Raw genomic sequence first — 23,504 nt, 5'->3', positions numbered from 1 at the left:
CATAGGAAACTGGTGGAGCGCCCCGACTTGCCGGAACGCCCGCGCCCGTCTCAATGACAGCTGGCTCCACCGGCGTTCACGCTCACCGCGCGGTAGACGAGCACCGCCGCCGCCACCAGCGGCACCGCCCGTTGGAGCAGCAGGGACATCCACTTCGGGCGGTGCTTCCACAGCGCCGCCTGAAGCTGTGCCCCCAGCAGGGCGGGTAGGCCGCCAAGCGCGAACGCGGCGAGCACCAGCGCTCCGCCTCCGAACGAACCGCTCGCCAGCGCCACCGCGAAGACGCCATAGAGGAGGCCACAGGGCAGCAGCGGTGTGACCGCACCCATTGCGCTCGCACGGCCCGTCCACGAAAACTTTGCGCCCCAGCGCGTGACATGTCTCGCGAGGTTCGCCATGCCCGGCAGCGGGCGCAGGCGCTTGCCCAGCTCCAGTGCGGACGCGACCAGCGCCACCGCCATCAGCCAGGGAAGGTAGGGGCGGGTGGAGACCGCCAGCGCCTGGGTGACGCCTCCACCCAGCATTCCCAGGGCGCCGCCCACGAGGGCATAGGCGCCCAGGCGCGCTCCCTGGTAGGCGACGACGGCCCGGCGGCGCTCGGGGCCTGGAACGCCGGGTAGGCCCGCGCAGGCCAGCGGTCCGCACATGAGGAGGCAATGCACGCTCCCCGTGAGCCCCACCACGAAGGCGCCCAGTGCGCCGGCGATGACGGTGGGTTCGGAGGTGTGCAGCAGCGAGGCGAGTGCGGCCGGTTCAGGCGACATGAACGCGGTGCATCGCAACAGGCATGCCGTTCGCAAGGTGACATCGTGAATGCCTGCCTCCACGACATCGGAGCCTGCTCCGACCGCCTGTCTCCACTGCGGCAGCCCCGTTCCTTCGGGGGGCGCGGCGCGCGACTTCTGCTGTGTGGGGTGCGAGGCCGTGCACGGCCTGCTCGTGGAGCAGGGGCTCACGCGCTACTACCAGCTCGCGCAAGGAAAGACGGCGCCCGCGCCTGAGCCGCGCAAGGAACGCGCGTTCGCGTGGCTGGAGCCGCTCATGAGTCGCGCGGAGTCGACTCCAGGCCCCTTGTGCGCGCTCGAACTGGACGTGCAGGGCATCCACTGCGCCGCATGCGTGTGGCTGATGAACGAGCTGTTCCGCCGGCAGCCGGGCGGGGCGGGTCTGACGGTGGACCCGGCCCTAGGCAAGGTGCGGATGCTGTGGCGGCGCGGCGCCTTCGACGTGGCGGAGTTCCTTCGCGGCGTGGAGGGCTTTGGCTACCTCTTCGGACCCAGCCGCAAGCGCCCGGAGCGCACGAGCCTGGACCTGCCCATCCGCCTGGGCATCTGCGCCGCGCTGTCGATGAACGTGATGCTGTTCTCGGTGAGCTTCTACGTGGGGCTCACGCCGGAGGATGGCGATGTCTTCCGTCTCTTCACACGGCTGAGTCTGTGGCTGTCGTCCGCGGTCGTGGTGGTGGGCGGCTGGCCCTTCTTCCGCTCCGCGCTTCAGGGCTTGCGGCGCGGCGTGCTGCACCTGGACCTGCCCATTGCCCTGGGCATCCTGCTGGTGTTCGGCATGTCGCTGGCGCAGGCGCGCGGAGGGCGCGGCGACCTGGCGTACTTCGACACGCTCAACACCTTCGTCACGCTGATGCTGGTGGGACGGTGGCTCCAGCAGCGTGTGTTGGAGCGCAACCGGCGCTTCCTGCTGGATGACGACGGGGCGGAAGGGCTCTTCGTCCGCAGGGAAGAGGGCGCGCGGCTCGCCACCGTGCGCGCCGCCGAGGTGGCCGACGGCGACGTGCTGGTGATTGCGCCGGGGGACCTGGTGCCGGTGGACGCGGTGCTGCTCGATTCGGGGGCCCGCGTGTCCACGGATTGGATTACGGGCGAGCCCGGCGAGCGCGCGGTGGGGCAGGGGGGGGCGTTGCCCGCGGGCGCGTTCAACGCCGGGCGCGAGGCCGTGCGCATCCAGGCGAAGCAGGCGTTCACCGACTCTCCGCTGGTGGCGTTGCTCCGCCGGGCGCCCACGGCCGCAGGGGGGCCCGCGCTGCACACCCGCTTCTGGGACCGCGTGTCGCGCCGCTGGGTCGTCACGGTGCTCTTCGTCTCCGCGTTGGGGCTCGCGCTGTGGTGGCCCGCCGGGCCGGACAAGGCGCTGGAGGTGGCGGTGGCGCTGCTGGTGGTGACGTGCCCGTGCGCCATTGGCATCGCCACGCCGCTGGCCTACGAGTTGGTCCAGGCGCGCCTGCGCCGCGGCGGCTTCTTCATCCGGAGCACGGACCTGCTGGACCGGCTGCCGCGCGTGCGAAAGGTGCTCTTCGACAAGACGGGGACGCTGACGCTGGGGCGGCTGGAGTTGGTGGACCGCGCCGCCGTGGCGGGGTTGACGGCCGCGTCGCGCGACATCGCCTTCGACCTGGTGTCGCGCAGCAACCACCCCGCCAGTCGCTGCCTCGCGGCCGCGCTGGCTCGGGAAGGCGCGCGCTTCAACTCGGAGGCGCGTGTGTCGGAGCTCGCGGGCCAGGGGCTCGAGCTGAATCGAGAAGGCGTGCGCTGGCGGCTGGGCCGCGCGGACTGGGCCACCGAGGCGGTGGACACAGGGCATCCGGAGCGCGAGCCCACGGATGGCGCGTCGTGTGCGGGGGGCAGCCCCGCGAGCCGCCACTCCAGGCCGAGTGGGCGTGTGGAGGTCCTCCTCTCCGGTTCGGGCCTCGCCGCGGGCCCGGTGCTGACCCGTGACGGCGTGCCAGTGGCCTTCTTCCAGCTCCGGGAGTCGGTACGTCCCGACGCGCGCCGTGAGGTCCAGGCGCTCCAGGGAGAGGGCCGCGAGGTGTGGCTCATCTCCGGGGACAGCCACGGCCGCGTGAGTGACATGGCCGCCGCGCTGGGCATCCCCACCCAGCACACCCTGAGCGGCCAGCGTCCCGAGGACAAGGCGGAGGCTGTCGCGAAGCTGGACGCGGCGGACACGCTGTACCTGGGTGACGGCGTCAACGACAGCCTCGCCTTCGAGCGAGCCCTCTGCGCGGGTACGCCCGCCATCGACCGGCCGGTGATGCCCGGCAAGAGCGACTTCTTCCTCCTGGGCGAAGGCCTGGGTGCCATCCGCGAGGCACTGCGGTTGTCGGCCCGGTTGCGCCAGGTGGTGCGCCGGCTGCTGCTCTTGGCGGTGAGCTACAACGTGGTGGCCGTCGCCGTGTGCCTCGCGGGTTGGATGACGCCCCTGCGCGCCGCCGTGGCCATGCCCGCCACCAGTCTGGCCACCGTGCTCTTCACGGTGTGGTGGCTGTCCGCCTCACGTGAGCGCGCCGCCGCCTCGCCCACGCCGCCGCTGCGGGAGGTGCCGGCATGAACGTCCTCGTCCTCCAGGTCTTTGTGAGCCTGATGCTCGTCGCCAGTTCGGTGCTGTTGTTCGTCTACAGCGTGCGCCACCGCGACCACGAGCACGCCGACCGGCTCTCGCTCTTCCCGCTCGAAGACGACAGCGCCGCTCCGGCGCCGCGCGCTCCCGAGCCTCCGCCCTCCGCTTCCCAGGAGTGAAGCCGTGCATCAGCAACGAATCATCTATGACGACACCACGGTCCGGCGCTTCATCATCGCGTCGGTGCTGTTCGGCATCGTGGGAATGGCGGTAGGGGCGCTGGCCGCCAGTCAGCTCGCCTGGTGGCAGGCGAACCTGGGCATCCCCTACACGACCTACTCCCGCCTGCGCCCGCTGCACACGAACGCGGTCATCTTCGCCTTCGTGGGCAACATGATGTTCGCGGGCATCTACTACTCCACGCAGCGTCTGTTGAAGACGCGCATGGCGTCGGACCTGCTCTCGAAAATCCACTTCTGGGGCTGGCAGCTCATCATCGTCGCGGCAGCGATTTCGCTGCCCCTGGGCTTCACCACCTCCAAGGAGTACGCGGAGCTGGAGTGGCCCATCGACGTGGCCATCGCCGTCATCTGGGTCGTCTTCGCCATCAACTTCTTCTGGACGCTGGCGAAGCGCCACGAGAAGAACCTCTACGTCGCCATCTGGTTCTACATCGCGACCATCGTCACGGTGGCGGTGCTGCACATCGTCAACAGCCTGGCGCTGCCGCTGTCGGGGATGAAGAGCTACTCCGTCTTCGCGGGCGTCCAGGACGCGCTGGTGCAGTGGTGGTACGGCCACAACGCCGTCGCCTTCTTCCTCACCACGCCCATCCTGGGCATCATGTATTACTTCCTGCCCAAGGCGGCGGAGCGGCCGGTGTACTCGTACCGGCTGTCCATCATCCACTTCTGGGCCCTGGTCTTCATCTACATCTGGGCCGGTCCGCACCACCTGCTCTACACGGCGCTGCCGGACTGGGCGCAGTCGCTGGGCATGATTTTCAGCGTCATGCTGTGGGCTCCGTCGTGGGGCGGCATGCTCAACGGCCTGCTCACGCTGAAGGGCGCCTGGTACAAGCTGCGCGAGGACCCCGTCCTCAAGTTCCTCATCGCGGGCGTCACCTTCTACGGCATGGCCACCTTCGAAGGGCCGCTGCTGTCCATCAAGTCGGTGAGCGCGCTGGCCCACTACACGGACTGGATTGTTGGCCACGTCCACAGCGGCGCGCTGGGCTGGAACGGCTTCATGGCGGCCGGCATGTTCTACTGGCTGGTGCCCAGGCTGTACGGCACGAAGCTGCACTCGCCCAAGGCGGCGGACGCGCACTTCTGGCTCGGGACGGTGGGCATCCTCCTCTACATGGTGTCGATGTGGATCAGCGGCGTCACGCAGGGCCTCATGTGGCAAGCGGCGAACCCTGACGGCACGCTGCTCTACCCGAACTTCGTGGAGACGCTGCTGGCCATCCGGCCCATGTACATCGTCCGCTTCGTCGGCGGGTCCATGTACCTGGTGGGCTTCATCATGATGGCGTGGAACTTGTGGAAGACGGCCCGCGCCGGCAAGGCCGTGGACGGGGAGACCACCGTCGTCGTGGAGCCGCCCACGCCCGTCGCCGAGCCCGTCCCCGCCAAGGCCCCGACGCCCGGCTGGGTGCAGGTCGTCACGGGCCGGCCGTTGGTGTTCGCCATCGCCATCCTCACCGTGACGATGTTCCTCGGCTGGGCGAAGCCGGTCCGCGCGGTGGTGCTGATGGGCGCCATCATCGCGCTGGGCGAGTTCGCCTGGATTGTCACCCGCAGGGACCGTGAAGCAGGCCGTCCGTCGTGGTTCGGTCTCATCGAGGGCAAGCCGCTGGCCTTCACCGTGCTCACGCTCATCGCCATCCTGATTGGCGGTGTGGCGGAGCTGCTGCCCACCATCATGCTCAAGCAGGCGGTGCCAGCGCACGGCCAGGCGCAGGAGCCGTACTCGCCGCTGGAGCTCCAGGGACGCGACCTCTACGTCCGCGAGGGTTGCTACACCTGCCACTCGCAGATGATTCGCCCCTTCGTGGCGGAGACGCAGCGCTACGGCGACGTGTCCCGCGCGGAGGAGTTCATCTACGACTACCCCTTCCAGTGGGGCAGCAAGCGCACGGGCCCGGACCTGCACCGGCTGGGCGGCAAATACCCGAACCTCTGGCACTACACGCACATGATGGACCCTCGGGCGACGAGCCCCGGCTCCAACATGCCGCCGTACCCGTGGCTGGCCGAGCAGCGCATCGTCGTGAAGGACGCGCCGAAGAAGCTCGCGCTGATGCAGCGGCTGGGTGTGCCGTACAGCAATGCGGACGTGGACAGCGCCGAGGCGCGACAGAAGACCCAGGCGGAGGGCATCACCGCGGACCTGGCGGCGCAGGGTGTCCAGGTGGCGTGGGATTCGGAGATGGTGGCCATCATCTCCTACCTCCAGCGCCTGGGCCGTGGACCGCAGGACCTGCCCGCGCCGCCGGAGAAGGCGCCCGCGCCGCCGGACCGTCTGCCTGCCGCCACCATCGCCAGTGAGGAGGGCCGCTGATGTACAAGCAATTCTATCAAGGGATGTCGCTCACCGAGCTGCCCCTCTTCGCCTTGGTCCTGTTCATCGCGGTGTTTCTCGGCGTCGTCGCCTGGGTGTTCGTGGCGCGGCGCAGCGGGGACTTCGACGCGCTCGCGCGGATGCCGCTGAGCGAGCAGGGGGAGGGCCGCCATGAGCAGTGACAAGCCGCTGGTGCACTCCGTCTATGACGGCATCGAGGAGCACGACAACCACCTGCCCAACTGGTGGCTGTTCATCCTCTGGACGTCCATCATCTTCAGCGCGGGGTACTGGTTCTGGTACCACATCGCCGAGGTGGGGCCCGGACAGCTCGGTGAGTACGCCGCAGAGTCCGCGGAGGTGGCGAAGCGCGCGTCTGGAAACGCGCCGGCGTCTGACGGCATGCTGCTCGCGCTGGCCAAGGACCCGGCCTCCCTGGAGAGCGGCAAGCAGGTGTTCCAGGCGAACTGTGCGGCCTGTCACGGCGTGCAGGGGCAGGGCTCCATCGGCCCCAACCTGACGGACGCGTATTGGATGCACGGTGGCGGGCCCATGGCCATCCACAAGGTCGTGGCGGACGGCGTGGTGGCCAAGGGCATGCCCGCGTGGGAGCGCACCCTGGGCGCCGAGCGCGTCAAGGCCGTCACCGCCTATCTGCTCACACTCAAGGGCACCAACGCGCCCGGCGGCAAGGAGCCGCAGGGCGAGCCCGAGCAGCCGTAGCTCACGGAGAGGATGCAGTCATGTCTGCGGCACCGCAGCGGGATGGCCCGCGCATCGACCAGCTCACGTCCATCCACGCGGATGGTTCGCGGCTGGCGCTCCACCCGGCGGACGTGCACGGCCGGTTCATCACTCGGCGGCGGGTGGGCTTCGCGGTCCTCATCGCCATCTACCTGGCCCTGCCACTGGTGGAGGTGGGGGGCCACCCGGCGGTGCACCTGGACGTGGCGGCGCGCCGCTTCTACCTCTTCGGCGGCACGTACAACGCGCAGGACTTCTGGCGCGTCCTGTTCCTGTTGACGTCGGTGGGCTTCGGCCTGCTGTTCTTCACCGCGTGGCTGGGACGCGTGTGGTGCGGCTGGGCGTGTCCCCAGACGGTGTTCCTGGAGGCGCTCTATCGTCCCATCGAGCGGTTCTTCGATGGGCCCCGGGAGCGGCGGCTGAAGGCCGCGAAGGAGCCGTGGACGCCCGTGCGCGTAGCGCGGGCGGTGCTCAAACATGGCGCGTACGCCGCGGTGTCGCTGCTCATCTCCCACGCGGCGTTGAGCCTCTTCGTCTCGGCGGGAGGGCTCATCGCGATGGTGGCCGATGGCCCGGTGGCGTCGCCGGTGGCCTTCACGTGGGCCATGGCCGTAACGGGCGCGCTGTACTTCAACTTCGCGTGGTTCCGTGAGCAGCTCTGCGTGGTGGTGTGCCCGTATGGCCGCCTCCAGTCGGCGATGCAGGACCGGGACTCGCTCATCGTCGGCTATGACACGCGGCGCGGAGAACCCCGGGGCCGTCTCATCAAGGCCGCTCCGGGTGTCCCGGCCCCACCTCCGCGCGGCGACTGCGTGGACTGCTTCAAGTGCGTGGCCGTGTGCCCCACGGGCATCGACATCCGCAATGGCTTGCAGATGGACTGCCTCGCGTGCGCGCAGTGCGTGGATGCGTGCGACGGCGTCATGGACAAGCTGGGCCGGCCGCGTGGGCTCATCCGCTATGACTCACTCAACGGATTGGATGGGCAGCCACGGCGGGTGCTCCGGCCCCGCTTGTTCATCTACGGCGCGTTGATGCTGGTGGCGGTGGTGGGCTTCACGCTGAGCCTGGTGCGGCGCGTGCCCTTCGAGGCGAACCTGCTGCGCTTCCAGGGCATGCCCTACGTCGTCGAGCAGGGCACGGTGCGCAACCAGTTCGAGTTGCACCTGGTGAACAAGAACCCCTCCGAGACGGTGCTCACCATCCGCGTGGACAGTCCCGTGCCCGCGAAGGTGGTGGTGCCACAGGCGCAGGTGACACTCGCCTCGCTGGAGAGCTTCCGGGTGCCGCTGTTCATCACCGTGGACCAAAGCGGAACGGAGCTGCCATTCCACTTCACCGTCGAGGTGGCCGACGCGGCCTCCGGTGAAGTGAAGCGCATGGAGGCCCGCTTCCTGGGACCTGTTTATAGCCTCCAACCTGAGGCGCAGTTGCCGTGATTGGATAGACCTGAACCTCATAGGGAATGAGCGTTGGACTTCCCATTCCGGAAAGGCTGGGGCAAGCCAGTTCGGGGCTTCGATGAGGATGGATTGAGGTATCAGCAGATTACCGGCTTACCGGGTATTGGGGAAACCAAGGACAGTATGAGCGTCACCTGCTTCCGTGGCTCTCCCGCACTTCGTGCGGACTGTAGGCTCAAACAGCGAGCAGCACGCGACGACGCAGCAGGTCGAAGTTGGCGCGGCCATACAACTGGCGCTTGTACCGCACCGGGTTGTTGAGACACCAGGTTGGTCGTAATCAGGCCGCTTGCTTCAGCCTCAGCTCCCGCTGGGCCTGACTCGGCGAAAGGAAGTCGTGGCGCTCAAGTAGCGAGTGCTCGTTATACCGGTGGGCCCATTCCAGCAGGTCCAGCCGGAGTTCCTCCATGGTGGCGAAGGTGCGCACCCAGAGCAGTTGCTCCTTGGGGGGCGGATGAAACGCTCGGCGCAGCCGTTGCCCTCGGGACTGCGAATGAAGGACGGACTGGAGTTGGCGCCCAGGAAGCGCAACTCGTTCTGAAAGACGTCAGAGGTGTACTGGCTGCCGTTGTCGTGGCGAATAGCTAGCCCCGAAGCCACGCCCTGGCCGTACGCACCGAAGCGCGCCTTGATGCCCCGCCGAATGGGCTCGAGAGCCTCGAAGCGGCTTCCCACTTTGGCGGCGTGGATGCCTACGCACTCGGCAGTGCCATCGTCGACGGCGATGAAGACGGTGGCCTGCCCTTCCAACGTCGTCACCGTGCAGGTGGCGTCGGTGCCCCACATGACATCGGGCCTGTCGGTGGTAAGCGAGCCGTCGTGGTTGCGCGCCCCCCGCACCCGCGAGCTTTGTCCAGGCACGCTTCGAAGGGCTTACATGTCCTCGCTCGTCTTGCTCTCTGTGAAACGTACCTCGAGCGAACGAGTTCACAGAGTTGCCGAGTCAATGTAACGACACGCGACGCGTCCTTGTCCCGCTGGATGCGCGCCAACGTCGCGGCCTCCGCGGAGTTCAACCCGGAGGGCACGGCCAGGGGTTTGAGTAGCCTGGCTTTAGCCTCTGCTCCCACTGTGACTGCAACGGCGCACTGCTCGGTGGTCGGCCTCCGTGTCCGCCGAGCCCGAGCAGCCAGAAGGCGCGACGGCCGCTCAGCGAACGTACGGCGAGAGCATTCCGTGTTTCGGCTGCAAAAGCGGCGCACGCGAAGTTCGAATTGCACGACGCGCTCTACGGCGGGCAGGTCCGCTGGGCGCCGGACGTAGCTGCCATGCACTGCGGTACTGGCGTCTGGCAGGAGGGACATCGTGCTCCCGTACCCTCCATGCCTACACCAAGGCCGACACCCGCTGAGCTACCGTGGGGCACCCGGTCCACTCGACATCCAAGAAGTGGGTACAGCGTTTCCATTCCCAGGGTGGATTCGCCCAGGTGGCGGCTTGCCGCGTTTGACTACTCCCTCGAGGGACACCACACGAAGTGCGGAAGAGCCGCCGAAGCGGGTGATTCTCACTGACGTAACTCCAGGGGGTGGGAAGTCCCTCGCTCATCCCCAATGAAGATCAGCCCCAGTGTTCACATCAACTGCGCCTTGCGTTAGGGGCCACCACAAGATCTATCTCTGCAATGGCTCGTGACACGTCGCTCGTCGGAACGCAACCGCCCTTATCTTCTTTCCGTCAAGGGGGACATGGCTCCCTATTTTACTGCGTTCAGTTGCTCTCCGCTCCCAAGTTCAGAAAGAATCCAGTCTATCCCGCCAATGCCATTGAGTATTTCAGTGATGTCCCGGAGTAGTAAATAGAGGAGCTTGCCTAGATGCTAACGAAGGTGATTGTCGAGAATTTTCGCGGGTTTCATTCATTTACAGCAAACTTCCAAGAAACCAATGTGCTGGTTGGTCCAAACAATGCTGGAAAAACAACGCTCATGTCAGCCATTCGCTTTGCGTGCGCGGCATATTCCTGGGTTCTGCAGGAAGGCCGCGTTCGTGAGTTTAGGGAATTTCAATCTCAATGCAAAGATGATTATATACGCATCGACCCACTGGTTTTCTTGGGGCTCAAGACTCTTCTTTGGATTTCTGTGGAGGAGCTAAGTGAGCTCTATTTTGATCCAGACGACTCATTTAGAATTGAGCTGCATTTCTCTGAGGAGAGCCTGATTGGGCATTTCATTCTCAATGTAGATGACTCGGGGAATGTTGACGTCAAAGTCTGTAGTCCAAAGGTTTTAGCCGAGGTTCAGGGACTCGAATATGGTACGCACAAACGTGCGCGTCGCATTCTAGAGTTGCTCCGGGAGAATGAGCCCGTTGCCGTATTCATACCTATCTTTCCAGGTGCGGGCCCCAATGAAGAGTATCGAAGCACTCATGCAGTTGAGCGAATGATGATGCGAGGGCAGCAGAGTCAGATAATCCGAAACTTGGTTGTTCGTCTCGACAGAGCGGGCCTCGCGCGCTTGAATCGACTCCTTAGGGAATCCGTAGGAGCAACGATTAGTTCATTCACTTCGAAATCGGATTTCGATCGGGTCGAAAACCTGAAGGTGTATTTTCGAGATCAGGAAGGGGAGCTTGAGCTCGCTTCAGCAGGAGCGGGTTTCAGTAGTCTGATTGCAATATTTTCTGCCCTCTGGCGATACCGAAAATCAATCGTCGAGCGGCGTCCAGTCTTCTTGCTCCTCGATGAGCCAGAAGCACATCTTCATCCGCGCCTTCAGGGGGTTGTTGCCATGTACTTGGCTGAGCTTTCCCGCGAACTGGGGGCGCAACTCTTTATTGCGACCCATTCAGTCGAGGCAATAAATCGGCTCGCACGCCGATCCGATACGTCGCTTCTAGTTGTGGATAAGAAAGCGACATCTGCAAATATTCTTGCTTCTGAAGGTGTGCTTCTTGACGAACTGGGGCGTTGGTGTGATCTTAGTCTGTTTTCAAGTATTCAGTTTCTGCGCTCGAGAAAAATATTGTTTTACGAAGGTCCAAGCGACGCAGAACTCCTTAGGCAGTGTGCAGAAGTCTATTTTCGGGGACAGCCTAAGTTGCTGGCTCGATTTGGAGCCTGGACGTTTGTTCCACTTGGTGGTGCGGGGAACTCTGCCGCAACGAGTGTGCTTATGCAGGCACTTCGCCCCTTGCTTTCGGTAGAGGGCCGCTCGGGTAATCCAGTGCACATTGTTCGTGTGTTGGATCGAGACTATAGCCGTTCTCCTGCGTTGGGTCCCTTTAGGGAGGAGTCTGGCTTTAGATTGCTTGATGTAGTTTGGTCGCGACATAGTATCGAATCTTTATTTCTCGACGCTTCGTGTCTGCTTGGCTGGATTTCGCCAGTGATTTTCGGACACCGAAAGGGCGAACAGTGGGTCTCTAGTCGGGAATTGACTGACATCGTTGTCGCTTCGCTCGGTTGTGCCGATCGGGATGAGCAACTTTTGATGGAGGCTACTGGGCAGTTGATGATAGCCTTGGCTCGAACGAAGAGGGATGACAGTACGCTAGTGAATGCTCTCGAACAGGCAAAGAGCGAGGTTGGTGCTCGTCCCGATGTTTGGCAAAGAGGTCGGAGTCGCGCAAAGGTTGTTCTAAGCGAAATTCGGAGTCGCCTTCCGTTGATGCTGCAAAATTGTATCCGTCGAGATGTGGTTCAGATGGTGGCTCATGGGTGGGGAGACGTTGCGCAGAGTGATGTAGAGCGGTTGGTTCCTTTGGAGATACGGAAGTTGCTTGATTATTTGACTACGTGTGACGATTGCTAAAGACACCCAAAGAAGACCAGGGGTGAACTAACACTGCTCGGTCAGATAAATCAGGCGTGGCGGCCCCGTGTTGATGGGACATGACGCCCGCGCAACTCCACAAGCTCGACCGAGAACTCTCCGGGTACCTGGACACGATGGCAGTAGGAACTAGGCGCACCGAACGACGGCGCGCCCTGGGCGGCTACGTCACGGGCCTCCTCCTGGACGGAGAGAGCAAGATCATCGAGCCCATGGCGGAACGACTGACCCATGCACCAGACCAGACGGAAGCTCTGCTCCTGCGATTGCAGCAGTATGTTTCCGGCGCGGCCTGGGATGATGCCGAGGTGCACTGCCACCTCACTCAGAAGTTGGAGCGAGAGCTGCCGGGCCTGGAAGCCCTCCTCATCGGCGACACGGGATTCCCGAAGAAAGGCATGCATTCCGTGCGGAGCGCACGCCAGTACTCGGGGACCTTGGGCCGCACGGACAATTGCCAAGTAGCAGTGAGTCTACACGTGACGGGTGAGAAGGGCAGCGGCTGCATTGGAATGCGCTTGTACCTCCCCAGGAATGGATGGCGGACAGGCGCTGCGTGCGTGCAGCGGGCGTCCCACGGGAGGTTTGCTTCGAGCGAAAATGGGAGGAAGCACTCAAGGTTTTCAATGAGACCTTCGGCTGGGGCGTGAAAGAAGAGCTGGTCCTGTCCGACTCGGGCTACGGCAGTTGCCGAGATTTTCGTGAGGCGCTTCGAGCCAGGGGATTGCGCTTCCTGGTGGGCGTGCAAGGCAATGCCAACGTATGGCCCACTGGTGCCAAGCCACAGCTGCCGTACCAGATGAGGCGTCCTCGCACACGCTACGTCGATGAGTTAGGCCGCTGTTCAGCACCGTGGACCGAAGCAGAACGGAGCTTCCGTTCCACTTCACCGTCGAGATAGCGGACTCGGCCTCCGGTGTCGTGAAGCGCATGGAGGCTCGCTTCCTGGGGCCTGCTGCCACGGGAGGGTAGGGCAAGGTTCCCCCGGTCAGGGGCGCCACGGCGCAGGGGTTGCGCCGTGGGGGGAGGGGGCCGCAAGACCTGCACGACTTGCGCCACATCCCCGTCGTGGATGCTCCTGGCACGAGGCTTGGAATGGTGAATCGGTGAGATGGAGCCCCCCCGCCAGGAAGTCCCCACGCCACCCGAAGCCCTGCTGAGCCGGTACGACGTCTCCGGCCCTCGCTACACCAGCTACCCCACGGCGCCCGAGTGGCGGAAGGACTTCGGTCCGGAGCATCTGGTGGAGCGGCTCGAGCATGCAGGCTCCCGGGAGCACGCCGAGCCGCTGTCGCTCTACGTGCACTTGCCCTTCTGCCGCAGTCTCTGCTGGTACTGCGGCTGCAACGTCGTCATCAGCCGGGACCGGGCCGCGGCGGACCAGTACATCGACCATCTGGAGATGGAGCTGGACCTGGTGGTGCAGCGGCTCGGCTGCCGGCGCTCCTTGTCCCAGATTCACTGGGGTGGGGGGACGCCCACCTTCCTGGATGAGCGGCAGCTGGAACGGCTGTGGACGGCGCTCACCCGTCGCTTCCGCATCGCGTCGGACGCGGAGGTGGCCATCGAAATCCACCCGGCCGTGACGACGCCCGGCCAGCTCACGCTGCTTCGGAGCCTGGGCTTCAACCGCGTGTCCATGGGCCTGCAGGACTTCGACGCGCGCGTGCAGGAGGTCACCAACCGCATCCAGTCCCCGGAGGAGACGCGGGCGCTGCTGGAGCACGCGCGGCTGCTGGGCTTCAAGGGCGTGAACTTCGACCTCATCTACGGTCTGCCACACCAGGACGCCGAGGGGTGGGCCCGCACGCTGGACACGGTGTTGTCGATGCGGCCGGACCGGCTGGCCGTCTACTCCTTCGCGTTCATGCCCGAAGTGCTGAAGCACCAACGGCGCATGCCCGCGGAGGCCATTCCCAGCGGGCGCGCCAAGCTGGAGTTGTTCCGCTCCGCCTACGCGGCCTTTGTGTCCGCGGGCTACCGGCCCATCGGCATGGACCACTTCGCGGTGCCCGAGGACGAACTGGCGCGCGCGCAGGCCGAGCGCCGGCTGGGCCGCAACTTCCAGGGCTACACCGTCAAGGCCGCGTCGGACGTGGTGGCCATTGGCAGCACCGGCATCAGCGACGTGGACGGCGCGTATGCGCAGAACGTCCGCGCGCTGCCACGCTACTACGAGCGCGTCTCCCAGGGCTGTCTGGCCACGGAGCGGGGCTTGTCACTGACGGCGGACGACCAGCGCCGCCGCGCGGTCATCACCCGGCTCATGTGCAACTTCTGGGTGGACCTGGGGGCGGACGGCGCCGACTACTTCGCGCCGGAGTTGGAGCGGCTGCGCGCGTTCGAGGCCGACGGCCTGGTGATGCGCACCGGCTCGCAGTTGGAGCTGACGCCCATGGGGCGGCTCTTCGTCCGCAACGTGGCCATGGTGTTCGACGCGTATCTCGCGGGGACGGAGCGCCCCCGCTTTTCCCGCACGGTGTGAAGGGGTCGGTCATGGATGCATTGGACGTGTTGAACCAGGAGCACCGCCACATCCAGCGCGTGCTGGTGGTCCTGGATCGGGCGGTGGCGAAGGGCCGCGATGGGGAGTTCGTCTCGGCCTCGCTCTTCCTGCGCGCCGCGAACTTCTTCCTCACCTTCGTGGACGGCAGCCACCACGCGAAGGAGATGGTGCTCTTCCAGACGATGGTGGCGCACCGGCTGCCGCTGGCGCCCGGGCTGCTGGCCCAGGTGTCCGGCGAGCACGGCACCGGCAGCGAGCACGCGGTGGCCATGCTCTGCGCGGCGGAGGCGATGCTGCGTGGCGGGGAGACGGACCCCGCGCGCATGCTCGACGCGGCGGATGACTGGTTGCGCCTGTACCGGGGGCACACCGCGGTGGAGGAGGCGCAGGTGTTCCCCATGGCGCGGCGGCTGCTGCCCGCGGGAATCCTGGACCGGATGCGGACGCGCTTCGCCCGAATCGAGGCGTCGCATGGCTCGCTGGCGGATGCCGCGGATGCCATGGAGCGCGCCTTCACGCCCCCCCCGGCGGGACGTCTCTTCCCGCGCGGACCGGTGTGCTCGTTCTAGAATGCGACGGGCGCCGCGGAAGCACTTCCCGCGACGCCCGGAGTCCTGCTGTCTGCCTGTCAGCCCGCGCGGGTCAGCGCTGCGAGAGAATGTCGTCCAGCCGCTTCTTGTCGCTGGAGAAGGAGAAGTGGCTGTAGAGCGTGTGGCTGTTCTGCGGGTCAAGGATGTACGGCTTCAGCTCGCGCACCACGGCCAGCTTGTCCTGGGTGAACTGGAAGTTGCCCAGGAGCTGGCCCACCTGGGAGACCAGGAAGTAGTGGTGCTGGGCCGCCGAGACGAGCACGCGCATCTTGTCCTCGGCGAAGGTCTGCAGGGAGATGGAAGAGTGGATGCGGCGCAGCTCGCTGTCCGAGATGGGCCGCACCACCGGCTGCGGGGGCGGCATCGGCGCCGGAGGCGGGAGGACGGTGGCCAGCAGCGGCGCCCTGTTCACCAGGTCCTGCACGGAGTTCAGCGTCTCCTTGGCGTTGCGGAACTTGTTGCGCTCCTGCCGGTTCATCCGCTGCTCGGCTTCCTTCAGCAGCTTCTCCAGCCGGTCCAGGCGCTCGTTCAACTCCCGCCGGTCCACCACCACCTGGCTGCCGGAGTGCTGCGGCGGGTAGTTGGGCTGGTGCGGATGGTGCGGCTGCGGCATCTGCTGCCCCGGCGGCGGGCTGGGCGGACGGCGCATCTCCGCCTGGGCGTGGGCATCCAGGGAGGGAAGGGCGAAGAGGAGAGCGAGGGAGGTGATCAGGGCCTTCATGGGGAGCGTCCTTTCATGTGCTCGAAGCATCTGACGCGCCGGGGCCGGTTCCATTCAACCGGACGCGGTAGGGCGTACAGCCTGCCTCCGGACCACGGAAGTTCCCCCTGGAGCGGCCTGAGCCGTCCTCGCGCCGCCGTGCGTATCCCATGACTCCAGGGGGATGGGTAGCCCCCTGTGCCTTCACCTGAGTCAGGGGGACGCGGTGCGCTTGGACAGCACCTCTCCGTCCGGCGACATCTCGTAGATGAGCGGCACCCCGGTGGCCAGCTCCAGCCCCACCACCTGCTCCCCCGTGAGGTTGTCCAGCTTCATCACCAGGGAACGGTTGGAGTTGCCGTGGGCCACCACCAGCACGTTCTTCCCCAGGCGCAGGTCTCCGGCGATGGCGCGCTCATAGAACGGCAACACGCGCTCCGCTGTCATCTCCAGGGACTCGCCGTTGGGGGGCGGCACGTCGAAGGAGCGGCGCCACTCCTTGATTTGCGCGGCCCCCCAACGCTTCGCGGCGTCCGCCTTGTTGAGCCCCTGCAGGTCGCCGTAGTTGCGCTCGTTGAGGGCGGCGTCCCGGATGGTGGGGACCTGCTGTCCCAACGCGTCCAAGAGGATGGACAGCGTCTCCTGCGCCCGGATGAGCGCTGACGTATAGGCGACGTCGAACGTCATCCCGCTCAGCGCCTCCGCCGCGCGCCGGGCCTCCTGGCGCCCCTGGTCGGTGAGGGGGACGTCGACGAGGCCGGTGAAGCGGTTCTCTTGATTCCACAGCGACTGACCGTGTCGGACCAGGACGAGGGTAGGCATGGCCTTCAGGTAATTCAGAAGCCCTGGGGCGGCCAGGGGTGTACGCGTCCACCCGGGGCCGGGCGTTCCAGGCTCCACAGTCTCGCGCTTCGTTCAGGCTGCTTTCTCACGCGGTGCCCCTGGTGGAGCCGGGGCCCACCGCACTAGAGGGAATGGAGGAGGAGACACCATGGCTCGCAAGGTCGCCGCATCCGCTGATTCCGCGCTGAGCATCACCCTGGCCCGCGCCCGTGCGCACTGGCTGCGGACGCAGGGGCTCGCGGAGCCGCTGAAGGGGAGCCTGGAAGAGGTGGTCGCCACGACGGGCTGGGTGCGGACGCTGGGTGGCGTGGACGTGTACCTGGCGGTGCGGGCCCGAGTGCCGGGGCTGCGGCGGGCGGACCTGGACGCGGCGGCGGAGGCGTCCCAGCTCCAGGTGATTCCCGCGGTGCGTGGCTGCATCTACCTGGTGCCTCGCGCCCACGTGCCCCTGGTGATGCGCGTTGCCGAGGAGGCGTACCGCAAGCGGGCCGACCGCGAGCACGAGAAGGTGGGCCTGGGCGCGAAGGAACTGGCGGACGTGGCCGAGGCCGCGCTGGTGGCGCTGCGCAAGGGGCCGCTGTCCACGGACGCGCTGCGCAAGGCGATGCCCGCGGGCGTGGTGCGCAGCCTGGGCGAGGTGGGCAAGAAGGTGGGCCTGTCCTCGACGCTGCCGCCCGCGCTGCGCCACCTGGAGTTCGAGGGCAAGGTGGAACGCCGCACCGAGGGCGGGCGGCTGGATACGGAGCGCTACCTGTGGCGGCTGACGGCTCGCAACCCCTTCACCGGGGCCAAGGTGCCCGCCGCGGCGGAGGAGCGCAACGCGCGGCTGGCGGCCCTCTTCTTCCGGCAGTTCGGTCCGGCGACGGTGGAGGACTTCGCGGCGTGGTCGGCCTTCTCACAGCGGGACGCGAAGGCGGCCGTGGCGCGGGCGGGGCTGGTGCCGGTGGCCGTGGAAGGGTACTCGGAGGCGGCCTATGTGCCCGAGGACGTCCTGGCTGATTTGCGAGAGAAGGTCCCTGCGGCCACGTCCGTGTCCCTGCTGCCCGCGCATGACCTGTATGTCTCGTCGCATGGCGGGCCCGCCTGGGTGACGGACCCCAAGCACCATGGCATCGAGGTTCCGACGTGGGGCTCCGCCAAGGGCGGCACCCTGGGCGAGGCCGCCCACATCTTCGTCCGCCCCGTGCTGGATGCGGAGCGGCTGGTGGGGCTGTGGGAGTTCGACCCGAAGGCGGACGACGTGGTGTTCCACACCTTCGAGCCGCTGGCGCCCAAGCGGCGCAAGGCCGTGCAGGCCCTGGCCGAGGACACGGCCACGTTCCTTCGAGAGGACTTCAGCCTCGCGCGCAGCTTCAGCCTGGACAACGAGGACTCCGTGCAGAAGCGCGCGGACTTCGTGAAGTCGCTGGGGGAGTAGGCCGGAGCCTCAGCCCTGGAGCATCCGCGTGAAGCGGCGCTGCATCTCCTCGGGGGACACGTTCTCGATGCGGGCGTTGAGGGCCCAGCGATGGCCGAACGGATCTCTCAGGTGCGCCGAGCGTTCGCCGTAGAACTCGTCCTGGATGGGGCGCTCCAGGGTGGCGCCCGCGTCGATGGCACGCTGGGCGGCGGCGTCCACGTCATCCACCCGGAGGTTCAGCGAGCACGTCGTGCCCCCGCGGCTCTGGGGGCTCAGGATGTCGTACTCCGGGTATTCGTCCGCGAGCATCAGCGTCACACCGCCCAGGTCCATCTCCGCGTGGCCCACGCGCCCGCTCGGCTCGGTGAGCCGGTACTTCTCCCGGGCGCCGAAGGCGCGTGTGTAGAAGTCGAGCGCGGCGGGCGCGTCCTTCGTCACCAGGGCCAGGGAGAGGCGGGGGCCCTCGGGGAGCGTCGCGGCGGAGGAGGACGGGTTCTTGTTGTTCATGGAGCACCTTCCTGGGTGGGGGTGGATGCCAGGAGGATGCCTCCGGCGCGCTCGGGAGGATTGGACGAATTTTACTTGGGCTCCGTTTTCACCAGCCGGGTCAGCTCCCGGTCCAGGGCGCCTGCGAACTGCTGCCGGTCCTGAGCCGAGTATCCGTCCGGGCCTCCGGTCGTCACGCCGCTCTCCCGAAGCTCCTGCATGAAGTTCCGGACGGAGAGCCGCTCGGCGACGTTCTCCTCGGTGAAGACCTCTCCGCGCGGGTCCAGCACCACGACGCCCTTGGGCACCAGCAGCGCGGCGAGCGGAATGTCCTGGGTGACGGCCAGGTCTCCCGGCTGTGCCTGCTGGGCGATGTGCCGGTCGGCGACGTCGAGGCCCGCGCCCACCTGCACGCTGGAGACATAGGCCAACCGGGGCAGGGAGAGCGCGTGGTTGGCCACGAAGACAGTGTGGACCTTCACGCGCTGGCCAGCACGCAGGATGATGTCCCGGACGGGGCCCGGGCAGGCATCGGCATCGACCCAGATTTTCATACGGGGACGACTATCTCAGGATCCGCGCGCGGACTCATCCACGGCGCGCCGAGCGGCCGTGTCTTTTGGCCCAAGGCTCAGCGCGGACTCCATGCGGGCGCGGTGGTTGCGCCCGGTGCGCACGGCCGTTCCGTCGGTGCCCAGGACCAGCAGGTACTCTCCCTGTGACAGTGTCTCCAACTCGCGCACGTGGTCCAGACTGCGACGCGAGCGCCTGGAACCGGGCTTCGGCGAGCTGGGTCTGGACTGGAAGGGGCGCGACCTCGGTGGGCCTTCCGGGTTCCTGCTCGTGCATTGCGTGAAAGGCTGTCGGGCGACAGGGATGCCTTGCACAGCGGTGGGGACGAACGGCCCGTGGGCGGAGACAAACCGTGAGAGGCAATCCCTTGTGGTCGTCATGGCGCAATGCATCATCCAGGATGGAAGACGTCGGCTGGGGAGGTGTGGAAGGACTGGCGGTCGCATCTATGATGACGCCCATGCCTCTATTTTCAATGCGTGTCGTCATTCCAATCATTGCCATCGCCCTGCTCACCTCGGCTTGCGGTACCGAAGCCACCGGGGAATGCCAAGGCACCCTCCTGGGCACCCGTGTGAAATGGCCCATTGATGGTGAAATGTCCCGGTGGATCCGCAATGGCTCCGGCGGGAATGGGCAGCACGGCACCTGGATTGACCTGAGCTACGACCCCAAGGGCACTGCGGGTATGACGAGGTTCGGCGTGGACATCCGGCTCGTGAATGGGGCCGTCGTCAGCGGCGGGCCGGTGACGGTGGCGTTGGCCAACGAGGACGGGCAGCGGCTGGTGCCGGCTGCCGACTCGCTGGTGGTGGACTGGCTCGCCAGCGTGGCGACACGCTCGACGACGGGCTTTCCCGACACGACGGGCATGCCGGTGGCGGGCTCGGTGACCCTGGACGCGGTGAATGATGACTTGGCCGCGGGCCGCTTCGTCTATCGCTACAGGGATGGCAGTGAGCTGACCTGCACCTTCAACGTGCCGTCGCCGGAGCGGGCCGCTGGCTTTTTGGACGGGGACTACGACGACGATGATGATGACGATTGAACCCGACTCATGCACTGCACTCGCTCACTCGTGGCGAGTGTCATAGAACGAGCGCATGACCAAGAACACGGGTGGCTGCTTTTGCGGAGCGGTGCGGTATGAGGTGAGCGCGCCGCTGACGGCGGTGACGTACTGCCATTGTTCGAAGTGCCGCAAATGGCATGGGCACGTCGGGGCCTACGCGGCTGTGGACCGGGATGGCTTCCGGCTCACGGCGGAGCACGGCCTCAAATGGCACACCGTTTCGCCCACGGTGCGGCGCGGCTTCTGCGTCGAGTGCGGTTCCAGTGTGCTGTTCGATGAAGCGCCTTCCGCGAAGATGTCGATTTGCGCCGGGACGTTGGAGTCGCCCACCGGCATCCGCGAGAAGGCGCACATCTACCTGGGCAGCAAGGGGGACTACTACGACATCACTCCGGGCCTCGTGGAGTACGACACCTTCCCTGGGAAGTGAGCACCTGCTTGCTCACGCCCCGGCGCTGTGAGGCTCAGGGGGCTCCGGCCGCCGCGTCGATGGCGTCCAGGGCCTCCACCCGCAAGCGCTCCTCCGGGGTGAAGGAGTCGAACAGCAGCCGCTGCACGGCGGCCTGACGCGCGGCGGGGTTCGGCTCGGACTGGCCCAGCGCCTCCCGGCGGGAACGGAACTCCGCCAGCCGCCGCTTCCACTCGGCCTCCTCGCGGTCCATGGCCTCCAGCCGCTCAGTGGCCTCCGCGCCCACGGTGGCCAGCCGGTGCTGGCGCAGGTCCTCGGCCGACGCACCGGATTCCACCAGCTCGCGCTCCACCGCCTGCTGCCGCAGGGGGCGCAGCGCCTCGTCGCGGCTGGCGCGGTATTCCGCGGGGAGTTGTTCATCCAGCGCGGCGATGCGGCGCTCGCGCGCCTCGGGAGACAGCGTGGTGTCCTGCTGGAGCTTCATCCGCTCCACTGACACCGCGTCCACCCGTTCCTCGTCACCAAAGAGTCCCTCCGCCCAGGGGCCCAGGTGCTCGCGGCGCAGCTCGCGCAGGGACTGGAGCCGCGCGCCCACGTCCAGCTCCGCGCCCCGTTGGTTCGCCGCGAAGGTGCGCGCCGCGTCGCGATACGCCAGGTAGTCATCCAGCACGCGCACGGCTTCCTCCATCGCCGCGGCTGGCAGATTCTTGGCCCGCAGCGAGGCGAGGATGCGCTCGCGGATGACGGGCAGCCCTTCCTCGCCCATCGCGGAAAGGTAGTAGTCGAACAGGCGCCGCAGGTCCGCCGACACCACCAGGTGACCCGATGCATCCACCTGCGCCAAGCCATCCTCCTCCGTGTCCTGGAGCGAGCCCGGCATGGGGGGCAGGGTGGGCGCGGCGGACGTTGTGTCAGTGGGCGACGCGGTGGGCACGGCACGTTGCGGCGCCGGTGTACCCACGCGCGGCGCGGAGGGCATCGGCGGTGACACAGCGGCGACAGCGGGCCCGGGCGGCGTGGGCGTCGCCCGGGCCTTCCACCATGAGAACACGCCCGCACCCAGCAGGGCGCACAGCGCGGCTACGGGAATGACGGCGCGGTTCTTCATGGCGGTCCTTCGCGCGCGGCCGTCTAGAGGCCGAGCCCCTTCAGGCGGTTGGCATGGTTGCGGAACACCGTCTTCGGGTTGGTGAAGAAGGCGGTGAGGCCCAGCACCTGGTTCACCTCGTCCAGGTGGTTCATGTCGTAGTTGTCACGCAACACCGTGCCGAAGTGCGAGCTGCACTTGCCGACCAGGCCGTCGTTCGCCTCGCTGTAGAAGAACGAGCTCAGCTTCATCGGGTAGTCGGACACGTCGAGCATGTTGGTGAAGGGGTCCGTGCCGGACCAGGAGTAGTAGCGCTGGCCCTGCGTGCCCGTCGCGGCGCCCTGGCCACAACTGCTGGAGGGGATGCCCGCCGGGTACTTCTGGTTGAACGCCGCCGTGCCAGACTTGCTGAGCGCCGCCAGCGCGCCAATGGCGTCCTGCGGGTTCGTCTTCCCCGACAGCAGCCCCAGGACGGTGCCCAGGTTGTTGGCGAAGTAGGCCAGCACGCTCTCCGTGAAGGAGCCGCCCCGGAGGTTGGCGCGCAGGTAGTCCGCCAGGTCCGCGCCCTTGTGCGGAGAGCCCACCGTCGTCACGGACGCCACCAGGTCCGGGCGCACCGCCGCCACATAGCGCACGTCCAGGCCGCCGTGGCTGTGGCCAATGAGGTTCACCTTGCCCTTGCCCGAGCGCGCGACGATGTCCTTCACCTGCGCCAGCAGCGCCTCGCCACGCTGCTCCGTGGTGTTGAACTGCGGAACGCTCGTCACGTACACCGTCGCCCCGCCCGAGCGCAGGTCGGAGCCGATGCCGTAGAAGTAGTCGTAGACGCCAAACAGCGAGTCGAAGCCCGCCATGCCGTGCGCCAGCACGATGGGATAGCGGGTCTGCGTTTGGGTATTCGCGAGCGCGGGTTGCGACCACAAGCCAAGTGCCGCGACAGCCAGAACCAGTGTCCGGACAGCGTTTCGCATGAGGAGGGGCTCCTGTTCGGGGGACGGGTCCACTGCGGATTGACCCGCGAGTCAACGCGTAGGCCAATCACAGACCAGAATCAAGGCGCCTCCCGCATTATCAGTAAACCGGGCGAGGTCAGTTGTCGCATCCCCTTGCTGTGTTGCGTCAAGGATTCACAGTGCAGTGCGTTGAGCGGAGCCGGGGCTGCGCGAGCGCATCACGGCGGCGGCGCGGACCGCGCGCAAGAAGACGACCTGGCGCTGACGTTCAAAGGGCTCTTACGCCCCGGGCTGCGTGGGGGGACTGCTCGCGGGCGAGAGGAAGCCCGCTTCGTAGTCCGCGAGCAGCTCCGGGAAGACAATGCACTTCTGCGTTTCGGGATACACGCCGGTGGAGTAACGGATGGCGGCATAGCCGAAGATTTCCGTGAACAGCGCCAGCTTCGCCTCTGCGGGGGCCCGGCGGACGTGGTCATGGAAGGCGAGCACTTCTCCCTCCAGCGAGAAGGGCCGCGCGTACATGGCATGGGGAATCACGTCATGGACGATGCGGAAGACGCAGTTCTCCTCCGGCGTCCACAAGGGATGCTCGCAGTGCTCGGTGTTGATTTCGAGCTGTCCCCGCTCCAGGTCCGCGGCGATGTCCTCCGGGCCTGAGTAGACGGTGCGCGTCGAATAGCGGATGGACAGGCAGGGCCGGACGGCTTCGTAGACGTCGAAGGCGTGGGCCAGCAGGGCTCGCCAGGAGCCGCTGCATCCCTCATCAAGGTGCCGGGCGTCGGCCGCATAGGCATCCGTCACCCGGGTGGCGAACGCCAGCAGGGCGGCGGGTTGGAATGCGCGTGGCGCTGGGTCCGCATAGGCGGTGAGCGGAAAGCGTGAGTCAATGCGCTGGCGCAATTCGTTCAGCAACGTCATGGAACGACCCCCCATGATGGCCATTGGAGCGCGCGGCCAACCTCTCCGTCAACAGCGCATCCTTCCC

General features: G+C 66.7%; 22 protein-coding genes and 1 pseudogene. 13 read left to right on the top strand and 10 right to left on the bottom strand.

The features are described from left to right. Nucleotides 1-50 precede the first annotated feature (50 nt). Nucleotides 51-764, bottom strand: a complete 714-nt coding sequence (locus FMQ63_RS04070) for a sulfite exporter TauE/SafE family protein (protein ID WP_011555498.1) — start codon at nucleotides 762-764, stop codon at nucleotides 51-53. A 49-nt stretch (nucleotides 765-813) separates the two neighbouring features. Between FMQ63_RS04070 and FMQ63_RS04065 the strand changes: the two genes are divergently transcribed. The 6 genes from FMQ63_RS04065 to ccoG are packed head-to-tail and all read left to right on the top strand — an operon-like array spanning nucleotide 814 to nucleotide 8,099. Further along, nucleotides 814-3,342 (top strand): heavy metal translocating P-type ATPase, encoded by a 2,529-nt coding sequence (locus FMQ63_RS04065; protein ID WP_011555497.1) that lies wholly within the window; start codon nucleotides 814-816, stop codon nucleotides 3,340-3,342. Further along, nucleotides 3,339-3,530 carry a hypothetical protein gene (locus FMQ63_RS04060; RefSeq protein ID WP_011555496.1) on the top strand — a complete coding sequence of 64 codons (192 nt, stop codon included), beginning with the start codon at nucleotides 3,339-3,341 and terminating at the stop codon, nucleotides 3,528-3,530. Before FMQ63_RS04065 ends, FMQ63_RS04060 begins: the two co-directional genes overlap by 4 nt. Nucleotides 3,531-3,534: 4 nt before the next feature. Continuing rightward, a complete protein-coding gene (ccoN, locus tag FMQ63_RS04055; RefSeq protein ID WP_011555495.1) occupies nucleotides 3,535-5,916 on the top strand; it encodes a cytochrome-c oxidase, cbb3-type subunit I in 2,382 nt (793 codons plus the stop codon). After that, a complete protein-coding gene (locus tag FMQ63_RS04050) occupies nucleotides 5,916-6,098 on the top strand; it encodes a cbb3-type cytochrome c oxidase subunit 3 (RefSeq protein ID WP_011555494.1) in 183 nt (60 codons plus the stop codon). The genes ccoN and FMQ63_RS04050 overlap by 1 nt, the downstream gene beginning before the upstream one ends. Beyond that, nucleotides 6,088-6,639 carry a c-type cytochrome gene (locus FMQ63_RS04045; RefSeq protein ID WP_020478927.1) on the top strand — a complete coding sequence of 184 codons (552 nt, stop codon included), beginning with the start codon at nucleotides 6,088-6,090 and terminating at the stop codon, nucleotides 6,637-6,639. Before FMQ63_RS04050 ends, FMQ63_RS04045 begins: the two co-directional genes overlap by 11 nt. A gap of 20 nt (nucleotides 6,640-6,659) precedes the next feature. Further along, on the top strand, nucleotides 6,660-8,099 hold the full coding sequence (ccoG, locus tag FMQ63_RS04040) for a cytochrome c oxidase accessory protein CcoG (RefSeq protein ID WP_011555492.1): 1,440 nt from the start codon (nucleotides 6,660-6,662) through the stop codon (nucleotides 8,097-8,099). 304 nt (nucleotides 8,100-8,403) lie between these two features. Here the strand turns inward: ccoG and FMQ63_RS37275 are convergent, their stop codons facing one another. Then, on the bottom strand, nucleotides 8,404-8,550 hold the full coding sequence (locus tag FMQ63_RS37275) for a hypothetical protein (RefSeq protein ID WP_020477860.1): 147 nt from the start codon (nucleotides 8,548-8,550) through the stop codon (nucleotides 8,404-8,406). 1,389 nt (nucleotides 8,551-9,939) lie between these two features. Here FMQ63_RS37275 and FMQ63_RS04030 point away from each other — a divergent pair. The 4 genes and pseudogenes from FMQ63_RS04030 to FMQ63_RS04010 all read left to right on the top strand — a co-directional run bounded on the left by FMQ63_RS04030 (nucleotide 9,940) and on the right by FMQ63_RS04010 (nucleotide 14,976). Then, the gene (locus FMQ63_RS04030) at nucleotides 9,940-11,880 is read left to right on the top strand and encodes an ATP-dependent endonuclease (RefSeq protein ID WP_011555491.1); all 1,941 of its coding nucleotides are present in this window, start codon (nucleotides 9,940-9,942) and stop codon (nucleotides 11,878-11,880) included. 80 nt (nucleotides 11,881-11,960) lie between these two features. Beyond that, a pseudogene (locus FMQ63_RS38635) lies at nucleotides 11,961-12,802 on the top strand (IS701 family transposase). A gap of 210 nt (nucleotides 12,803-13,012) precedes the next feature. Further along, nucleotides 13,013-14,386 (top strand): oxygen-independent coproporphyrinogen III oxidase, encoded by a 1,374-nt coding sequence (hemN, locus tag FMQ63_RS04015; RefSeq protein WP_011555490.1) that lies wholly within the window; start codon nucleotides 13,013-13,015, stop codon nucleotides 14,384-14,386. Between the two features lie 11 nt (nucleotides 14,387-14,397). After that, the gene (locus FMQ63_RS04010) at nucleotides 14,398-14,976 is read left to right on the top strand and encodes a hemerythrin domain-containing protein (protein WP_043611538.1); all 579 of its coding nucleotides are present in this window, start codon (nucleotides 14,398-14,400) and stop codon (nucleotides 14,974-14,976) included. Between the two features lie 73 nt (nucleotides 14,977-15,049). On the opposite strand, the gene FMQ63_RS04005 is transcribed toward FMQ63_RS04010, so the two are convergent. Together FMQ63_RS04005 and FMQ63_RS04000 are read right to left on the bottom strand one after the other, a co-directional pair. Beyond that, entirely contained in the window at nucleotides 15,050-15,718 is a 669-nt protein-coding gene (locus FMQ63_RS04005; protein WP_225909457.1) for a DUF4476 domain-containing protein, read from the bottom strand. A 192-nt stretch (nucleotides 15,719-15,910) separates the two neighbouring features. Beyond that, nucleotides 15,911-16,519 (bottom strand): 2,3-diphosphoglycerate-dependent phosphoglycerate mutase, encoded by a 609-nt coding sequence (locus FMQ63_RS04000; RefSeq protein ID WP_011555487.1) that lies wholly within the window; start codon nucleotides 16,517-16,519, stop codon nucleotides 15,911-15,913. Between the two features lie 169 nt (nucleotides 16,520-16,688). Here FMQ63_RS04000 and FMQ63_RS03995 point away from each other — a divergent pair, with 169 nt between their 5' ends. Next, a complete protein-coding gene (locus tag FMQ63_RS03995; RefSeq protein WP_011555486.1) occupies nucleotides 16,689-17,957 on the top strand; it encodes a crosslink repair DNA glycosylase YcaQ family protein in 1,269 nt (422 codons plus the stop codon). A gap of 9 nt (nucleotides 17,958-17,966) precedes the next feature. Here the strand turns inward: FMQ63_RS03995 and FMQ63_RS03990 are convergent, their stop codons facing one another. The 3 genes from FMQ63_RS03990 to FMQ63_RS37270 form a co-directional block, all read right to left on the bottom strand. Further along, nucleotides 17,967-18,446, bottom strand: a complete 480-nt coding sequence (locus tag FMQ63_RS03990; protein ID WP_011555485.1) for a VOC family protein — start codon at nucleotides 18,444-18,446, stop codon at nucleotides 17,967-17,969. 71 nt (nucleotides 18,447-18,517) lie between these two features. After that, complete coding sequence (locus tag FMQ63_RS03985; protein WP_011555484.1) at nucleotides 18,518-18,979, bottom strand: YaiI/YqxD family protein; 462 nt, start codon at nucleotides 18,977-18,979, stop codon at nucleotides 18,518-18,520. A gap of 15 nt (nucleotides 18,980-18,994) precedes the next feature. Further along, nucleotides 18,995-19,168 carry a hypothetical protein gene (locus tag FMQ63_RS37270; protein WP_020477858.1) on the bottom strand — a complete coding sequence of 58 codons (174 nt, stop codon included), beginning with the start codon at nucleotides 19,166-19,168 and terminating at the stop codon, nucleotides 18,995-18,997. A gap of 428 nt (nucleotides 19,169-19,596) precedes the next feature. On the opposite strand from FMQ63_RS37270, the gene FMQ63_RS03980 reads away from it, so the two are divergent. Continuing rightward, the gene (locus FMQ63_RS03980; RefSeq protein WP_225909456.1) at nucleotides 19,597-20,046 is read left to right on the top strand and encodes a hypothetical protein; all 450 of its coding nucleotides are present in this window, start codon (nucleotides 19,597-19,599) and stop codon (nucleotides 20,044-20,046) included. 55 nt (nucleotides 20,047-20,101) lie between these two features. Continuing rightward, nucleotides 20,102-20,500, top strand: a complete 399-nt coding sequence (locus FMQ63_RS03975; RefSeq protein WP_011555482.1) for a GFA family protein — start codon at nucleotides 20,102-20,104, stop codon at nucleotides 20,498-20,500. 34 nt (nucleotides 20,501-20,534) lie between these two features. Here FMQ63_RS03975 and FMQ63_RS03970 read toward each other — a convergent pair whose 3' ends face one another. The 3 genes from FMQ63_RS03970 to FMQ63_RS03960 all read right to left on the bottom strand — a co-directional run bounded on the left by FMQ63_RS03970 (nucleotide 20,535) and on the right by FMQ63_RS03960 (nucleotide 23,452). Continuing rightward, a complete protein-coding gene (locus FMQ63_RS03970; RefSeq protein ID WP_011555481.1) occupies nucleotides 20,535-21,587 on the bottom strand; it encodes a lipase secretion chaperone in 1,053 nt (350 codons plus the stop codon). A 23-nt stretch (nucleotides 21,588-21,610) separates the two neighbouring features. Next, nucleotides 21,611-22,537 carry a triacylglycerol lipase gene (locus FMQ63_RS03965; protein WP_026113764.1) on the bottom strand — a complete coding sequence of 309 codons (927 nt, stop codon included), beginning with the start codon at nucleotides 22,535-22,537 and terminating at the stop codon, nucleotides 21,611-21,613. A gap of 261 nt (nucleotides 22,538-22,798) precedes the next feature. Continuing rightward, a complete protein-coding gene (locus FMQ63_RS03960; protein WP_228556359.1) occupies nucleotides 22,799-23,452 on the bottom strand; it encodes a hypothetical protein in 654 nt (217 codons plus the stop codon). Nucleotides 23,453-23,504 lie beyond the last annotated feature (52 nt).

The organism is Myxococcus sp. CA005 (assembly GCF_006518205.1).
GTDB lineage: Bacteria > Myxococcota > Myxococcia > Myxococcales > Myxococcaceae > Myxococcus > Myxococcus xanthus.
This window is presented reverse-complemented; position numbering and strand designations above follow the sequence as displayed.

Bases quoted from the DNA above. Each gene is read 5' to 3' on its own strand.
- FMQ63_RS04070 (WP_011555498.1), bottom strand. From the start codon at position 764: ATGTCGCCTGAACCGGCCGCACTCGCCTCGCTGCTGCACACCTCCGAA.
- FMQ63_RS04065 (WP_011555497.1), top strand. From the start codon at position 814: ATGCCTGCCTCCACGACATCGGAGCCTGCTCCGACCGCCTGTCTCCAC.
- FMQ63_RS04060 (WP_011555496.1), top strand. From the start codon at position 3,339: ATGAACGTCCTCGTCCTCCAGGTCTTTGTGAGCCTGATGCTCGTCGCC.
- FMQ63_RS04050 (WP_011555494.1), top strand. From the start codon at position 5,916: ATGTACAAGCAATTCTATCAAGGGATGTCGCTCACCGAGCTGCCCCTC.
- FMQ63_RS04045 (WP_020478927.1), top strand. From the start codon at position 6,088: ATGAGCAGTGACAAGCCGCTGGTGCACTCCGTCTATGACGGCATCGAG.
- ccoG (WP_011555492.1), top strand. From the start codon at position 6,660: ATGTCTGCGGCACCGCAGCGGGATGGCCCGCGCATCGACCAGCTCACG.
- FMQ63_RS04030 (WP_011555491.1), top strand. From the start codon at position 9,940: ATGCTAACGAAGGTGATTGTCGAGAATTTTCGCGGGTTTCATTCATTT.
- hemN (WP_011555490.1), top strand. From the start codon at position 13,013: ATGGAGCCCCCCCGCCAGGAAGTCCCCACGCCACCCGAAGCCCTGCTG.
- FMQ63_RS04010 (WP_043611538.1), top strand. From the start codon at position 14,398: ATGGATGCATTGGACGTGTTGAACCAGGAGCACCGCCACATCCAGCGC.
- FMQ63_RS04005 (WP_225909457.1), bottom strand. From the start codon at position 15,718: ATGAAGGCCCTGATCACCTCCCTCGCTCTCCTCTTCGCCCTTCCCTCC.
- FMQ63_RS04000 (WP_011555487.1), bottom strand. From the start codon at position 16,519: ATGCCTACCCTCGTCCTGGTCCGACACGGTCAGTCGCTGTGGAATCAA.
- FMQ63_RS03995 (WP_011555486.1), top strand. From the start codon at position 16,689: ATGGCTCGCAAGGTCGCCGCATCCGCTGATTCCGCGCTGAGCATCACC.
- FMQ63_RS03990 (WP_011555485.1), bottom strand. From the start codon at position 18,446: ATGAACAACAAGAACCCGTCCTCCTCCGCCGCGACGCTCCCCGAGGGC.
- FMQ63_RS03985 (WP_011555484.1), bottom strand. From the start codon at position 18,979: ATGAAAATCTGGGTCGATGCCGATGCCTGCCCGGGCCCCGTCCGGGAC.
- FMQ63_RS03980 (WP_225909456.1), top strand. From the start codon at position 19,597: ATGTCCCGGTGGATCCGCAATGGCTCCGGCGGGAATGGGCAGCACGGC.
- FMQ63_RS03975 (WP_011555482.1), top strand. From the start codon at position 20,102: ATGACCAAGAACACGGGTGGCTGCTTTTGCGGAGCGGTGCGGTATGAG.
- FMQ63_RS03970 (WP_011555481.1), bottom strand. From the start codon at position 21,587: ATGAAGAACCGCGCCGTCATTCCCGTAGCCGCGCTGTGCGCCCTGCTG.
- FMQ63_RS03965 (WP_026113764.1), bottom strand. From the start codon at position 22,537: ATGCGAAACGCTGTCCGGACACTGGTTCTGGCTGTCGCGGCACTTGGC.
- FMQ63_RS03960 (WP_228556359.1), bottom strand. From the start codon at position 23,452: ATGGGGGGTCGTTCCATGACGTTGCTGAACGAATTGCGCCAGCGCATT.